This window comes from Mycetocola zhujimingii, from assembly GCF_003065425.1.
Lineage (GTDB): Bacteria > Actinomycetota > Actinomycetes > Actinomycetales > Microbacteriaceae > Mycetocola_A > Mycetocola_A zhujimingii.
This window is the reverse complement of record NZ_CP026949.1, coordinates 2,075,691-2,089,122: the sequence shown is the minus strand read 5'-3', so window position 1 is coordinate 2,089,122 and position 13,432 is coordinate 2,075,691. Positions and strand designations below refer to the sequence as shown.

Below are 13,432 nucleotides of genomic sequence, written 5' to 3'. Positions count from 1 at the left end.
TCGCGGCATCCGTCATCGAGGTCGGCGGCGGGTGCGTCGCATCGTCGCGAATAGCCGTGCTGCGGCGGGTTGGCCGATGACGATGCCGGCGAAGACGAGGACGATGCCGATCAGCTGCGGCAGCGCGAAGACTTCGGCGCCGAGTGATGCGCCGAGCAGCACTCCGGTGACGGGGTTGAGCAGTCCGATCAGACCGACGGTTCCGGCGCTGAGGTGGCGAAGGCCGCTGAACCACGCTACGTAAGCGAGTGCCGTGGCGACAAGGGTGAGGTAGAGAAAGCCGAGGATCGCCGGCGGATCGAGCTGCGGAGGGCCGCCCTCGACGATGACGGCGAGCGGGAGGATCACGAGACCGCCAGCGATGAGCTGCCAGGCCGTGAGCGACAGGATGTTGACGCCTGCGCTCCACTTCTTGGTGAGGATGAAGCCGACCGATGACAGCACCATCGCGGACACAGAGGCGAGGATGCCTGCGGCATCGGGGGAGGCCTCACCCGTGCCCAGCATGAGGAAAACGCCACCGATTCCTATGCTGGCGCCGAGGAGCGCGAGTGCGCGTGGGCGTTCGGACAGCATCGGCCAGGCGAGCAGCATCATGACGGCGGGGGATGTCGCCATCAGCGTCGACGCGATCCCTGACGGCAGCAGCTGCGCGGCCGCGTAGATCAGCGCGAAAAACGCGCCGATGTTAAGGGTGCCAAGAACGAGCGATTTCCACCACCACAACCCTGTGGGCAGGGTGCGAGTGAGAAGAAGCAGGAGGATGCCGGCGGGAAAAGCACGAAGGACGGCGCCGAACAGTGGCGATTCGGCGGGCAGCAGGTGCTGCGTGACGACGTAGGTTGAGCCCCACGCCACAGGCGCAATCGCTGCGATGAGAACCCACCTCAGATTACCTTCCATGGAAGACAATGTATCTTACGAGGAAGATATAGTGAAGAGATGAGCGATCACCCGGACCACGTCGACAACATTCAGGCGGAATGGCGACGGTCGCGTCCGGATCTTGACGTGTCGCCGCTGGGAGTGATTGGGCGACTGCACAGGCTCGGCAGCTTTCTCACGGATGAACTCGTTGGGGTCTATCGCAGGCACGGTTTGGGTGAAGGCGACTTCGATGTGTTGGCTACCTTGCGACGGGCGGGTGAGCCGTTCGAGCGGACGCCGGGGGAGTTGTCTGCGTCGACGATGGTTACGACCGGGGCGATGACCAAGCGAATTGATCGGCTGGCGGATGCTGGGCTCGTGACCAGGCGCAAGAGTGACGTGGATGGGCGAGGTCGAGTTGTGGCGCTCACCGATAAAGGTCGGCGGCTCATCGACGAGGCGTTCACGGATCACGTGGCGAATGAGCATCGCCTGCTCGAGTCGCTGACGAAGCAGGAGCAGGACCTGTTGCGGGGTGTGTTGGCGAAGTGGTTGCGTGAATTCGAGTCGGGGGATTCGAGCGGCAGCTGACCGCGTCAATGCGGATGCGGGGTGGGCGGATGCTAGGTGTGCGGGATGTTGCGTGTGCGGGATGTTGCGTGTGCGGGAATTCGCGCCGCCTCACCGAGTCGTTCGATGTGCCCGGTTCGAGAGGTTCGTTTCGCCATCTCCGCGTGCCATATGCCTACTGGAAGTATGGTTTGCGGCGGATCCATTCGGCGATGGTGACCTTGGGTTTGCCGTTGACCATCGTGACCGTGAACACTCCGGTATCGACCATCCGGTGGTGGAACCAGCAGAACAACACACCATTATCGATATGGGTCGGCCCGCCCTCGGAGTGCGGAACGATGTGGTGCGCTTCGCAGCCGGTCGCCGGGATCTGACAGTCCGGCATGGCACAGGTGGGTCCGTCGCGGGCGATCATGCCCATTCGTTGCGTCCGGTTGAACCCGCGCTGGTCGTTTCCGAGGGCGACGACGGTGCCGTCGGGGTCGATGAATACCGGGATGATGCTCGCGTCGCAGAGAATCTGCGTGATCGTCGACGCCGCGACCGGTGCGTTCACTCCCACGATTTGCCCGGTACCGGACTTCGAGTCGATGACGTCCGCGTTGACGGTGACCACGACGGTGGGTGCGGCGCCGGTGACCGATGGTGCGTCGGCGGAGCGGGCGAGGGCGTCGATCATCGACGCGAACACGTCAGCACGCTGCTGTCCCGCCGTACGCCGGGCCCGGATGGGTTCATCCGCCGCCTCACTGCCCTCGGTAATCTCACCGTCCGCTCCGGCGGGGTCGGTCGTCTCGTATCGGTCCGCGGTCTTGGGACTCAGCACCGCATCCAATAGCGCGTGGAGTTTCGCTCCGACGTCGACGGTGACCTGGCCTCCGAACTTCACCAACCCGTCCTTCGCGGCACGGGCGATCCAAAAGTCCCGTTTCTGGAATGCTTTGTCGGTGCGGGGTTCGATCCCGTCTTCGTCCAACCGGTCACGCCACTGCCGAGCCTGAATACCGACCAGATCGGCCGACATGGGTAATCCGTCACGCCAGCCCGCACCGACCGCCTCGCTGACCAGGGTGCGCTCCGCGATAGTCAGGTGCTCGACTTCTGCGCGGGGTGCGGCCAACGACAGTTCACGCGTGATCGCCTCGGCGGTTTCCACCCCGATCAAACCCTGCCGGAACGCCTCCCCGACTACCGGGAACAACGGTGGCAACGGGAACCCGGCATCGCTGACGCGGCGACAGGTCCGCTGCCCCACCCGGATCAACCGCGACGCTGCAGCAGAGGACACTCCCGTGATTACCTCGATCAGGTGCGACGGACGCTGGTAGTTATGCTTCACCGCCAACCCCTCGTTCCCGCGGGCCGGGTCTGACCGGTCGGCGACCTCGGCGCTGAACGCCGCGAGGACCGCCTCGCCGGCTCGCACCACCCCGGCAACCTGACCCAGCTGTGTCAGCAACTGTTCGCCGGTCAACCGATCGAGATGATCCAGGTCGAGAACATCGACCACCTGGCCCAGGTGCGTGAGCAGCCCTGTGAGCGCACTCTCACCCTCCGGCACCGATGCCGGCGGAAAGTCGCTCACCGCGAGGCTCATAGCACCCGCACACCCCCACCAGCCGGGCCATCCGAGTCAAGGACACAAGGCTCGGCCACACCCGACTTCGCTACACCAGAACGGTGGCGAATCGGGCTACTGACCGGGATGTTCATAACTTCAGTACACACCCAACCACTGACACTGAAGTCCGGCACCGGCGGGACCACGATCCAGCCTTTGCAGGCATCCGAACGCAACACCGGAACGGGTGCGGATGAGAGCGCTGACCGGGATGTTCATGACTTCAGTACACACCCAACCACTGACATTGAAGTCCGGCACCGGCGGGACCACGATCCAGCCTTTGCAGGCATCCGAACGCAGCACCGGAACGGTGGCGAATCGGGCTGTCGACGGGGCTGTTCATGACTTCAGTACACAACCAACCACTGACATTGGAACCCAGGGCAAATGGCGTACCGCGTGGGCCACTGCAGGCATCCGCACGCAGCACCGTAACGGTGCGGATCGGGCGGGTGAACCGGATGTTCACGACTCAATACACACCCAACCACTGACGATGATGCTCACCGAACTCAAGGCGCTGGCTGCGGCATCAGGCGGAGCACAATAGGTTTCGGGGTGCCTGGTTCCCCGCGTGGGTTCGGCTGGCACGTTGCCAATTCTGTTCCCTCCATTGCTGCTGCACCCCTGCCCCCGGCTGGCACCCCCACCGCGTCGCTGCGAGAATAGAGACATGACCGGCACTCTCACCATCACCGGCGACGCCAACGCCGACGCCCTCCTCTCGAACGACCCGCTCGCGCTCCTGATCGGGATGCTTCTCGACCAGCAGGTCCCCATGGAGAGCGCTTTCGCCGGACCCCTCAAGATCAGCGAGCGACTCGGCTCCTTCGACGCGGCATCCATTGCCGGTGCCGACCCGGATGCCTTCAGCGAGCTGTTCAAGACGCCTCCCGCCGTCCACCGCTATCCCGCCAGCATGGCCACCCGGGTTCAGGCGCTGTGCCAGGCCATCATCGACGACTGGGATGGTGACGCGTCATCAATCTGGACAAAAGACTCTCCGACCGGTGCCGAGGTCTACCGGCGGCTCAAAGCATTGCCAGGATTCGGCGACCAGAAGGCACGGATCTTCGTCGCCCTCCTCGGCAAGCAATATGGGTTCGACGGCGAGGGGTGGCGCGAGGCCGCCGGTGCATATGGCGAGGATGGCAGCACCCGGTCGGTGGCAGACATCGTGGATGCCGACTCGCTCACGAAGGTCCGCGAAACGAAACGCCTGGCGAAGGCCGCGGCGAAGCGGAAATAGCGCGAGCGGTCGCTACGCCAGAGACTCCACGTGGGTTGAGATCGTGTCAAAGACCCGGGACTGCGCGTCGAGCGATGCACGCCAGCCGGCCTTCACAGCGAGGGAGTGGTTCGCTCCGGAAACCGTGACGAGAGCCGCTCGACCGCCGGCAACAGTATCCGGCAACCACATCTCATCCGCGTCGCCACCGATCGCCAGGTGCGACTCCGGCGCCCCGGTAAGCGCATCCCGAACCACCTCGCTGGTGAGAACCGGCGTCAACCAGACGCCGGGAACTCCCTCCCCGAGAGCCCACGGCAGCGCGAAACTGCCGAATGACTTTGCGACAATGAGCCGCCGCGAGGCTGGCGGCGCTGCGTTGAACGCCGTGGTCACCGCCTCCTCCACGAATGACACAGGGTCCGCCGCCGCATCGACGCTCCACTCGACACCCTGCACATGCCAGCCGCGCTCGGCGAGCATCTGCGCACACCAGTACAGCAGCGGCCCCTGGATCGTGTAGCCCACCCCAGGCAGCAGCACAGCAACCGGCGCATCGGCGACATCCGCTCTGGCAAGCGCGCGTGACCGAATCATGCGAGTACTCCCTCGAGAAAGTCAGCAACGGATGCCGTCACCAACGCGGCAACATCCTGCGCCTTCAGCGGCGACGAGGCGAGAACTTTCATGCTGTGGTCTGCGCCGGGAATCGGCACGACCCGAATCGAGTCGCGGCTACCGATCTCACGCTCCACGTCGCTCGCCGTACCGAACGTGTCGCGGTCGCCCTGCAGCACCACTGTCGGGGCCGACGGCAGCAGCAGCTCGTCCAGTCGCGTTTTCTCCGGCTTTCCCGGCGGATGCAACGGGAAGGCCAGGCACATGACCGCAGCGGCGCCCAGGTCGTCGGCGGTCCGGCAGGCCACGCGCGCTCCGGCGCTTCGCCCGCCAACCACCAGCGGAAGCCCGTCGGCAAGCTCGGCGACGGCGTTGGCGGTCTCCCTCCACGCGATATCGAGCGTCGCCGGGCGCGGGGCGAGTTTCTTTCCGGCAACACGCCATGGCTGCTCGTAGCGCGCGACGGTGAAGCCGTGCTCAGGCAGGTGGTCGGCCAACGCGGTGAGATCGAGGGCTCCGATTCCGCCGCCGGCTCCGTGACCCAGCCAGACAACGGCTCGAGGCTGCGCTGCCTCACTGACCGTCAGTCTGCCCGAACCGAGCGAGGTGGGGACGTCGATGATCATGGGGGACTCCGTCAGATCTATGCCGAAACAGAATTCTTCTGCTTCGCCGCACCGCGACGGCTCCGCCACGCACGCCATGCGCCGGTCGACCACAGAGCCCAGATCACGAGCAGCGGCTGGAACAGCAGTCGGATGCCGCGGCTGAGATCGTCGTTGAGCCCGAACGAGTCGGTGCCCGTCGTGAACTGCGAGATGTTTCCGGGGAAGATCGCGACAAAGAACGCCGCCACGATCCAGCCGACGGGCACCCGCCAGCGCCACAGCAGGAGAAGAGACAGCCCCAGCACGATTTCGACGATGCCGGATGCCACGACCACGAAGTCGACGTCAATGGGCAGCCAGGTGGGGACCTGCGCCCGGAAGGCATCCCTCGCGACGGTGAGGTGGCCAATCCCGGCGGTCAGCAGGAACAGGCCCAGAACGACCTGCGCGATGGTCGCTGCGAGCGACGTGCGTCGGGCAGCTGTGGGTGTTTCCGGGTGAGTCATCTCTTCAGCCTAACCCCGGATACGTGCAGGCTCTGCATGAATTTGCGATCGGAGACATTATCGCGGGCCAGCGGGCCTCGCCAAGGGCTGCGGGGTCGCTCAGCGGTTTCCCGGCGAGACTCAGCGGGACTGGCGTCGCTTGCCCGGACGGGGCTGGCCCTTAACAGCGGGCGCGCGACCCTTGCCCTTGGATGCCTTTGCCTTGCCGCCGGCGGGCTGGGGTTTGTTCTGCACCGATGCCGCCGTCGCCGCGAGCTTCTTCTGCTGGTCGGCGAGGAGCTCGGCACCAGCGGGAGTGAGCGTCGTGGTCGACGCGTTCATGTCGAAGAGGGGAGTACCCAGTTCGTTCTCCAGTTCGCGCACCGAAGCGATCAGCGTCGACCGCGGAATGTTGAGGTGCTTCGCCGCGTGCGCGAAGTGAAGTTCTTCGGCAGCGGCCACAAAACGGCGGAGCGCAATGGTATCCATGTTCTCAATTCTTGTCGGACGTGAGAAACACGCCCAGATGCCAAGGGTACGCGTGTTCACCTGCTCCAGCCTCATCGGAGCTCGGGTGCCGGCCCAGCGACCGGCACCCCGCGAGGGCTACGGCGCGGGCGCGCCACCCTCGGTGGGCTCCGGCGTCGGAAGGATGTTGTCGGTCCCGGTCTCGGCGCTCGCCGAGCGTTCGCCGGTCAGAGTGGTTGGTTCCTCATCGCGGCTGCTCGTTGCCGACGATGGTTCTGAACTCTTTTTCGCCGTCAGCTCGTCGTCAGGGTTGCCTGTCGTACCAGTGTTGTCTGTAGTCATCCCTTCACGGTATGCGGCCCGATCGATGACGCTCAAGGGCTTGCATTTGCGGCAGCATCCGTAGCTCCGATGCGCGATCGGATCAGCCGGCTCAGTCGACCTGGTATTTGAAACCGCGATGAGACCCGACGAACCCTAGCCGTTCGTAGAACCGGTGAGCGTCGGTCCTCGCGTTGTCGGAGGTGAGCTGAACCAGCCCTGCGCCGAGTGCGGGAGCGGCGGTACCGGTCACCCACCGCATCATGGCGCCGCCAACACCGCTCGAGCGTGACTCGCTTCCCACCCGCACCGCCTCGACCAGTAACCGGGTTGCACCGCGCCTGGCCATGCCGGGGACCCTGGTGAGTTGCATCGTCGCGATGACGGTGTCGTCAGGATCGACGGCAACGATGATCTCGTTCGAGGAATCGTCGATCAACTCGCCGAGTGCTCCAGCGTAGGCAGCGGCGTCCGCATCTTCGGCTCGATCTCCGCGTCCCGCGCTGATCGGATCGTCAGCGAGGAGCGTCATCAATGCACCCAGGTCGTGCCGCGTCGCGCGGCGAAGGGTCACGGGCAGAGCGGTGTCAAGGGTGGCGGGGAGAGAAAGTTTCGCGAGCACCCGCTCAGTGTCCCACTGCTCCAACGGCGGCGCACGCCGTTGGAGCAGTGGGCGGCTCGACTAAGGGCCGAACTAGAAGTCGCCGGACTCCGAGTCGATGGCCTTCGGGTAGATGCGCCCCGGTGGTTTCTTCGGTGCCGAGCGCTGTGCCTGGGTTTCACGGTACGGCTGACCATCCGTCGGGCTTGCTGCCGGCAGCCAGTTTTTGAGGATGGCAAGCTCGGGAGCCACGATCTCCTCGTTGCTGAGGTCGTAGTTCTCGTCGACCGGACGAGCCTTCTTTTTGCCGAATCTCCGACCCGGCTCCTGTGGCTTCTCCATGGCCTCACCGTACGCTCAGGCCGAACCTTGTCAAGAGACCCTCGGCGAACCCACTGCCGTCGCCGGGGTGCCCCCGATCCGAGTGAGCGATCGAACGGATGCCGCCACAGCGAGCGCCACCTCCTCGAGCTGCCCGGCGGTGATGGACGCCGGAAACGTGAAGCGAACGGCGGTGTGCGCGACCTCTGCCGACACTCCGAGCGCTGTGAGGACGTGTGACGGTTCGTCGCTGCCCGCGGCACACGCCGAACCACTCGATGACACGAACCCGCGCCTTTCCAGCTCGAGAAGCACCGCCTCTCCGCTGGTGCCGGGGAAGCAGAACGACGCGTGGCCGGGCAGTCGTCGCTCGGGGTGCCCCGTCGGCACAGCAGTGGGGACGAGTGCGCGAACGCGGGACGTGAACTCCGTGCGCATTGCCGTCAGCCGCGCTGCAGCATCCGTTCTCTCGCTCTCGGCCAGTTCGAGAGCTGTCGCCAGCCCGACGGCACCCGCCACATTCTCGGTGCCCGAGCGCCTCGACCGCTCCTGACCACCGCCGTGGACGAGAGCCTCGATGGGCAGCCGGCCACGCAGGGTCACTACGCCGACGCCTTTCGGTGCGCCAATTTTGTGACCGGAGAGCGACAGCGCATCCACGCCGAGCGCGCGGACTGACAGGTCGAGCCAGCCGGCAGCCTGAACCGCATCGGTGTGGAAGGGGATGCCACGGGTCGCGGCGATGGCACTGAGCGCGGGGATGTCCTGGATCGTGCCGATCTCGTTGTTGGCGTACATCACCGAGATGAGTGTCGTGTCGTCGCGGAGGACGCTCTCGAGCGCCTCGGGGGTCAGGATGCCGTCGGGGGAGAGCGGCGCGAATGACACAGTGAAGCCGTGCAACCGCCGGAGGTAATCCATCGATTCGAGGACGGCCTCATGTTCGATCGCCGTCGTGACGAGATGCCGGCTGCGCGGGTTGCCCAGCGCTATGCCTTTGATCGCGAGGTTATCGGACTCGGTGCCGCCAGAGGTGAAGACGACCTCGCTCGCGCGGACGCCGAGAACCGTGGCGATCCGGCCCCTGGCATCCGCGAGCGCGATTGCCGCGCGCTCGCCGACGGTGTGCACACTGGACGGGTTACCAAACTCGGCGGTGAGGTATGGCCACATGGCCTCGAGTACCTCCCGGCGCACCGGCGTCGTCGCTGCGTTATCGAGGTACAGCATCGGGATCCGCCGAGAGCGCGACGTCGAGGCCAAGATCGAGCGAGCGGATGCTGTGGGTCAGCGCGCCTGACGAAATGACGTCGACACCGGTGCGGGCGATCGCGCCAACGGTGTCGAGCGTGACGTTGCCCGACGCCTCGATGATCGCGCGACCTGCAACGAGTGCGACGCCCTCCCGCAGCTCGTCAAGGCTGAAGTTGTCGAGCATGATCGTGTCGACCCCGGCCGCGAGCACCGATTCGATCTGGTCGAGACGATCGACCTCCACCTCGAGGTGGGTGGTGTGCGACAGCCGTGAACGGACCTCGAGGAGGGCATCGGTGACGGAGATGCCGCCGGCCGTGAGGACCGCGAGGTGGTTGTCCTTCGCCATCACGGCGTCGGACAGCGAGAAGCGGTGGTTGAATCCGCCGCCGGACCGAACGGCGTGGCGTTCGAATGCACGCAGTCCCGGCGTCGTCTTCCTCGTGTCGACGATGCGCGCCTTCGTGCCGGCAACCCGTTCGACGTACCGCGCTGTCTGGGTGGCGATGCCCGACATCCGCTGCACGAAGTTGAGGCCAATTCGCTCCGCCTGCAAAACGCCGCGGGCGGGACCGGTAACGGATGCCAGTTCGTCGCCGGTCTCGAACGCCTCACCGTCTGCCACCAGCAGGTCGACGCTGATGGCGGAGTCGGTGAGGGTAAACGCGGCGGCAAACACGGCCCCGCCGCTGAACACGCCGGACTCACGGGCGACGAGACGCGCTGTTGCCGTCGCCGTCGCGGGGATGAGCGTCTCGCTCGTGAGGTCGCCCCACGGGGCGTCCTCCTCGAGGGCGAGGGAAACGACACGGTCGATGTGTTGCGGGGTCAGCACGGGAGGGCCTCTCGGGAGAAGGTGGAGTCGAGCGGTCGGACCGCCCTGTCGTCGGTGAGCAGAATCGGTGCGGCCCGTCCGGGATCGGTGGCCGGATAATCGGTGCGGGTGTGGGCGCCGCGCGATTCGGTGCGTGCCAGGGCAGCGGTGACCAGGGCCCGACCGAGGGCGAGCAGGTTACGATCCTCGAGGTTGTCGACGGTCTCACCAGGCAGGTCGAGGGCGCTCCAGCCGTCGAGGATGCGCGACACCGAGGTGAGGGTGTCGGCGGACCGGGACAGGCCGGCGCTCGCCCACAGCAGCTGCTGCAGGGCGCTCCGCGAAAACGGCGGGAGGTCGGCGGTGGTACCGAGCGGCCGCAGCTCCGACGCCACGAGGGCACCCTCGAAGTGAGCGGGTCGCCACAGGTCACCGGCAATCGCCATCGCCGCACGGCGACCGAAAACGGCGCCCTCGAGCAGCGAGTTCGAGGCCAGCCGGTTGGCGCCGTGTACACCAGTGCGGGCGACCTCGCCGATGGCGAAGAGCCCGGGGATCGAGGTGCGTCCGTCAAGGTCCGTCGCGATCCCGCCCATCCAATAGTGGGCGGCGGGCGCGACGGGCACGCCCTCACGCGACCAGTCGATGCCGGCGGCGCGAACGGCGGCGTCGATCCCGGGGAACCGTGCCGCCAGATAGTCGGCACCGAGCGCCGTCGCGTCGAGCTCGACCGGTCGCCCTTCCTGCCGTGCCATCGTCGCGGCGATGCCCCGAGCGACGACATCACGCGGGGCGAGTTCGGCGGCGGGGTGGAGGTCCGGCATGAACCGGGTTCCTGTCGCATCGCGGAGTACAGCACCGTCGCCGCGCACCGCCTCCGAGATGAGGAAATTGCCCGTCGTGACGAGGGCTGTCGGGTGGAACTGGTAGAACTCGAGGTCCGCGAGCACGGCGCCGGCCCGAAGCGCGGCTGCCGCGCCGTCACCCGTGGCACCCGACGGGTTGGTCGTGTACGGGTAGAGCTGGCCGGCGCCGCCCGTCGCGAGGAGCACGGCATCGGCGTCGAGCCGGAACCGGACGCCATCGGCATCCTGCAGGTCGACGCCGCTGATCCGGCCGCCGTGCAACACGAGGTCGCGGAGGAACGTGCGCTCATACACGGTGACGGAGCTGGCCCGAAGGCGCTCGACGAGCGCCGCTTCGATCACGGCACCCGTGGCGTCACCGCCGGCGTGCAGAACCCTCGGGTAGGAGTGGGCGGCCTCGCGGCCCTTCGCGAAATCACCCTCGTGGCTGTCGAATGCCACCCCGAGCTCGACGAGCTCTCGAATGCTGGCAGGGCCTTCCGAGCAGAGCACGGCGACGGCTTCCGCGTCGCACAGCCCCGCTCCCGCGGCCAGGGTGTCGGAAATGTGTGCGTTCACGCTGTCGTCGTCGAACATCACGCCCGCGATGCCGCCCTGGGCGAAGCGGGTGTTGCTCATCCCCAGAGCACCCTTGGTGATCAGGGTGACGGAGTGTTCGGCGCTCGCCGTGAGCGCGGCAGTCAGGCCGGCGATTCCGGACCCGACGACGATCACCCGCTTCACGATCAGCCTCCCGTGTGCACTGGAGGTTTCGCCGCGAGCATCCGCTCGAGAGCGAGTCGAGCGGGTTCGGCGACATCGTCCGACACGGTGATCCGGTTGAGCACGACACCGTCGAGGAGGGAGTCGAGAACCCACGCGAGGTAACCCGGGTGGATGCGGTACATCGTCGAGCAGGGGCAGACCACGGGGTCGAGGCAGAAGATCGTGTGCTCGGGGTGCTCCGCGGCGAGCCGCTGGACGAGGTTGATCTCGGTGCCGATCGCGAACGTCGTGCCTGCCGGTGCCGCCTCGATCGCCTTGCGGATGTAGTCGGTCGAGCCGTATTCGTCGGCTGCGTCGACGACGGGCATCGGGCATTCCGGGTGCACGATCACGCGCACGCCGGGGTGCTCGACGCGCGCCCGCTCGATCTGCTCGACGGTGAAGCGCTTGTGCACCGAGCAGAAGCCGTGCCAGAGGATCACCTGCGCGGCCTGGAGCGCGAGCGCGTCATTGCCGCCGAACGGCTTGTTCGGGTTCCACATCGGCATCCGCTCGAGCGGAACGCCCATTGCCTTTGCCGTGTTCCTGCCGAGGTGCTGGTCGGGGAAGAACAGCACGCGCTGCCCGCGCTCGAATGCCCACTCGAGTACCGTCTCGGCGTTGGAGGACGTGCAGACGATACCGCCGTTGCGCCCACAGAATCCCTTGAGCGCCGCCGAGGAGTTCATGTAGGTGACCGGGATCACGGGGACTCGCCCCGAGGCATCCGGTTCGGTGCCGTACAGCTCGGTGAGCTGCTCCCAGCATTCCTCCACCTGGTCGATGTTGGCCATGTCGGCCATCGAGCAGCCGGCGGCGAGGTTGGGCAGGATGACCGACTGGGCCGGGGTCGACAGCAGGTCTGCCGTCTCGGCCATGAAGTGCACGCCGCAGAAGATGATCGCCTCTGCATCCGTGCGGGCCTTCGCCGCGTTCGCGAGCTGGAATGAGTCGCCAACGTAGTCGGCGTATGCCACGACCTCGTCCCGCTGGTAGAAGTGGCCGAGAATGACGAGCTTCGACCCCAGCGTCTCTTTGGCCGAACGGATGCGACGGTCCAGCTCCTCGGCGGATGCCTCGCGGTAGAACGCAGGAAGTTCGCCCTGCCGTGGAGAACCGACGGGGATCAGGTCACCCATCGATGACCCGGGGCCATATCCCGGCGGCCGGGAGTCGAACAGCCAGGGCTTCTGGACGAGGTCGGGGCTGCACGCGGCGCCGGGCGCAGTGCCGGCGGCGATCTCGATGAGCGTGCTGTCGACGGAGGCGGTGAGGGTCATGATGCTCCTTCAGTGCGGCCGAGGGGCCCGTTGGTCTCCACTGTTGCCGCGTACCGATAGAGGCGGGCAGGGCGATGCCTACCTCCTGTCCGAAGCTGCTCGGTCGGCACGACCTGCCCGGAGCCTTCGATCTGACGGCGGAAGTTGGCCGGGTCGAGTGGCTTCTGCAGCACGGCCTCGTGGACCTCGCGCAGTTCGGACAGGGTGAAGGTGTCGCCGAGGAACGCGGAGGCGATGTGGCTGTACTCGAGCTTGTTGCGGAGCCGCCACAGTGCATACTCCACGATCAGACTGTGGTCGAAGGCGAGCTCAGGCACCGAATCAGCCTCGAACCAGCGAACGTTCTCGGACTCGACCGCAATATCGGCCTCATCGGAACGGACCAGGGCCCAGTAGACGATCGAAACGACGCGCTCGCCGGGGGAGCGGTCGGTGTTGCCGAACGCGTAGAGCTGCTCGAGGTACTGCGGCGTCAGCAGCGTCGTCTCAGCGAGGGTGCGCGCAGCGGACTCCGCCAGATCCTCGTCGGGTTCGAGAGGTCCGCCGGGGAGAGCCCACATGTTGACGAACGGATCACGGATGCGCCGCACGAGGGGGAGCCACACGGTCATGCGGCCATCGACCGGTGACGGCCGAAGCGCAAAGATCACCGTCGAAACGGCGACATGGACCGGCGCTGCGTGTGCGGCCATCACAAATCCTTCCAGTTAAAGTCACCATGACTATAACTAGACTTATCTTAGTGTCAATGTGACCCGAA

17 protein-coding genes are annotated in these 13,432 nt (G+C 66.3%); 3 read left to right on the top strand and 14 right to left on the bottom strand.

The window, feature by feature from the left end; translation table 11 throughout:
* Positions 1–12: 12 nt before the first annotated feature.
* Entirely contained in the window at positions 13–903 is an 891-nt protein-coding gene (locus C3E77_RS09970) for an EamA family transporter (protein WP_108391494.1), read from the bottom strand.
* Positions 904–942: 39 nt separating this feature from the next.
* On the opposite strand from C3E77_RS09970, the gene C3E77_RS09965 reads away from it, so the two are divergent.
* Complete coding sequence (locus C3E77_RS09965) at positions 943–1,458, top strand: MarR family winged helix-turn-helix transcriptional regulator (RefSeq protein WP_108391493.1); 516 nt, start codon at positions 943–945, stop codon at positions 1,456–1,458.
* Between the two features lie 154 nt (positions 1,459–1,612).
* Here the strand turns inward: C3E77_RS09965 and C3E77_RS09960 are convergent, their stop codons facing one another.
* A complete protein-coding gene (locus C3E77_RS09960) occupies positions 1,613–3,025 on the bottom strand; it encodes an HNH endonuclease signature motif containing protein (RefSeq protein ID WP_162924971.1) in 1,413 nt (470 codons plus the stop codon).
* Positions 3,026–3,278: 253 nt separating this feature from the next.
* Here C3E77_RS09960 and C3E77_RS09955 point away from each other — a divergent pair, with 253 nt between their 5' ends.
* Together C3E77_RS09955 and C3E77_RS09950 are read left to right on the top strand one after the other, a co-directional pair.
* Positions 3,279–3,614 carry a hypothetical protein gene (locus tag C3E77_RS09955; protein WP_162924970.1) on the top strand — a complete coding sequence of 112 codons (336 nt, stop codon included), beginning with the start codon at positions 3,279–3,281 and terminating at the stop codon, positions 3,612–3,614.
* A gap of 123 nt (positions 3,615–3,737) precedes the next feature.
* Positions 3,738–4,313: an HhH-GPD-type base excision DNA repair protein gene (locus tag C3E77_RS09950; RefSeq protein ID WP_108391490.1), complete on the top strand. Its 576-nt coding sequence runs from the start codon at positions 3,738–3,740 to the stop codon at positions 4,311–4,313.
* A 12-nt stretch (positions 4,314–4,325) separates the two neighbouring features.
* Here the strand turns inward: C3E77_RS09950 and C3E77_RS09945 are convergent, their stop codons facing one another.
* The 12 genes from C3E77_RS09945 to C3E77_RS09890 all read right to left on the bottom strand — a co-directional run bounded on the left by C3E77_RS09945 (position 4,326) and on the right by C3E77_RS09890 (position 13,364).
* A complete protein-coding gene (locus C3E77_RS09945) occupies positions 4,326–4,889 on the bottom strand; it encodes a hypothetical protein (RefSeq protein ID WP_108391489.1) in 564 nt (187 codons plus the stop codon).
* Positions 4,886–5,536 carry an alpha/beta hydrolase family protein gene (locus C3E77_RS09940; RefSeq protein WP_108391488.1) on the bottom strand — a complete coding sequence of 217 codons (651 nt, stop codon included), beginning with the start codon at positions 5,534–5,536 and terminating at the stop codon, positions 4,886–4,888. Before C3E77_RS09940 ends, C3E77_RS09945 begins: the two co-directional genes overlap by 4 nt.
* Before the next feature lie 17 nt (positions 5,537–5,553).
* The gene (locus tag C3E77_RS09935; RefSeq protein ID WP_108391487.1) at positions 5,554–6,024 is read right to left on the bottom strand and encodes a DoxX family protein; all 471 of its coding nucleotides are present in this window, start codon (positions 6,022–6,024) and stop codon (positions 5,554–5,556) included.
* A 120-nt stretch (positions 6,025–6,144) separates the two neighbouring features.
* Entirely contained in the window at positions 6,145–6,492 is a 348-nt protein-coding gene (locus C3E77_RS09930) for a LysR family transcriptional regulator (RefSeq protein ID WP_108391486.1), read from the bottom strand.
* Between the two features lie 117 nt (positions 6,493–6,609).
* Positions 6,610–6,813, bottom strand: coding sequence for a hypothetical protein (locus tag C3E77_RS09925; protein ID WP_146188063.1), 204 nt, complete (start codon positions 6,811–6,813; stop codon positions 6,610–6,612).
* Between the two features lie 91 nt (positions 6,814–6,904).
* Complete coding sequence (locus C3E77_RS09920; RefSeq protein WP_108391484.1) at positions 6,905–7,414, bottom strand: GNAT family N-acetyltransferase; 510 nt, start codon at positions 7,412–7,414, stop codon at positions 6,905–6,907.
* 72 nt (positions 7,415–7,486) lie between these two features.
* On the bottom strand, positions 7,487–7,735 hold the full coding sequence (locus C3E77_RS09915) for a hypothetical protein (RefSeq protein ID WP_108391483.1): 249 nt from the start codon (positions 7,733–7,735) through the stop codon (positions 7,487–7,489).
* Positions 7,736–7,765: 30 nt separating this feature from the next.
* Entirely contained in the window at positions 7,766–8,944 is a 1,179-nt protein-coding gene (locus tag C3E77_RS09910) for a cysteine desulfurase family protein (RefSeq protein WP_108391482.1), read from the bottom strand.
* Complete coding sequence (nadC, locus tag C3E77_RS09905) at positions 8,928–9,803, bottom strand: carboxylating nicotinate-nucleotide diphosphorylase (protein WP_108391481.1); 876 nt, start codon at positions 9,801–9,803, stop codon at positions 8,928–8,930. Before nadC ends, C3E77_RS09910 begins: the two co-directional genes overlap by 17 nt.
* Entirely contained in the window at positions 9,797–11,371 is a 1,575-nt protein-coding gene (nadB, locus tag C3E77_RS09900) for an L-aspartate oxidase (RefSeq protein WP_108391480.1), read from the bottom strand. Before nadB ends, nadC begins: the two co-directional genes overlap by 7 nt.
* Positions 11,372–11,373: 2 nt before the next feature.
* Positions 11,374–12,672 carry a quinolinate synthase NadA gene (gene nadA / locus C3E77_RS09895; RefSeq protein ID WP_108391479.1) on the bottom strand — a complete coding sequence of 433 codons (1,299 nt, stop codon included), beginning with the start codon at positions 12,670–12,672 and terminating at the stop codon, positions 11,374–11,376.
* On the bottom strand, positions 12,669–13,364 hold the full coding sequence (locus C3E77_RS09890) for an NUDIX hydrolase (RefSeq protein ID WP_108391478.1): 696 nt from the start codon (positions 13,362–13,364) through the stop codon (positions 12,669–12,671). Before C3E77_RS09890 ends, nadA begins: the two co-directional genes overlap by 4 nt.
* Positions 13,365–13,432: the final 68 nt, after the last annotated feature.

Coding starts and splice junctions, on each gene's coding strand:
- C3E77_RS09970 (WP_108391494.1), bottom strand. CDS start 903: ATGGAAGGTAATCTGAGGTGGGTTCTCATCGCAGCGATTGCGCCTGTG.
- C3E77_RS09965 (WP_108391493.1), top strand. CDS start 943: ATGAGCGATCACCCGGACCACGTCGACAACATTCAGGCGGAATGGCGA.
- C3E77_RS09955 (WP_162924970.1), top strand. CDS start 3,279: ATGACTTCAGTACACACCCAACCACTGACATTGAAGTCCGGCACCGGC.
- C3E77_RS09950 (WP_108391490.1), top strand. CDS start 3,738: ATGACCGGCACTCTCACCATCACCGGCGACGCCAACGCCGACGCCCTC.
- C3E77_RS09945 (WP_108391489.1), bottom strand. CDS start 4,889: ATGATTCGGTCACGCGCGCTTGCCAGAGCGGATGTCGCCGATGCGCCG.
- C3E77_RS09940 (WP_108391488.1), bottom strand. CDS start 5,536: ATGATCATCGACGTCCCCACCTCGCTCGGTTCGGGCAGACTGACGGTC.
- C3E77_RS09935 (WP_108391487.1), bottom strand. CDS start 6,024: ATGACTCACCCGGAAACACCCACAGCTGCCCGACGCACGTCGCTCGCA.
- C3E77_RS09930 (WP_108391486.1), bottom strand. CDS start 6,492: ATGGATACCATTGCGCTCCGCCGTTTTGTGGCCGCTGCCGAAGAACTT.
- C3E77_RS09925 (WP_146188063.1), bottom strand. CDS start 6,813: ATGACTACAGACAACACTGGTACGACAGGCAACCCTGACGACGAGCTG.
- C3E77_RS09915 (WP_108391483.1), bottom strand. CDS start 7,735: ATGGAGAAGCCACAGGAGCCGGGTCGGAGATTCGGCAAAAAGAAGGCT.
- C3E77_RS09910 (WP_108391482.1), bottom strand. CDS start 8,944: ATGCTGTACCTCGATAACGCAGCGACGACGCCGGTGCGCCGGGAGGTA.
- nadA (WP_108391479.1), bottom strand. CDS start 12,672: ATGACCCTCACCGCCTCCGTCGACAGCACGCTCATCGAGATCGCCGCC.
- C3E77_RS09890 (WP_108391478.1), bottom strand. CDS start 13,364: ATGGCCGCACACGCAGCGCCGGTCCATGTCGCCGTTTCGACGGTGATC.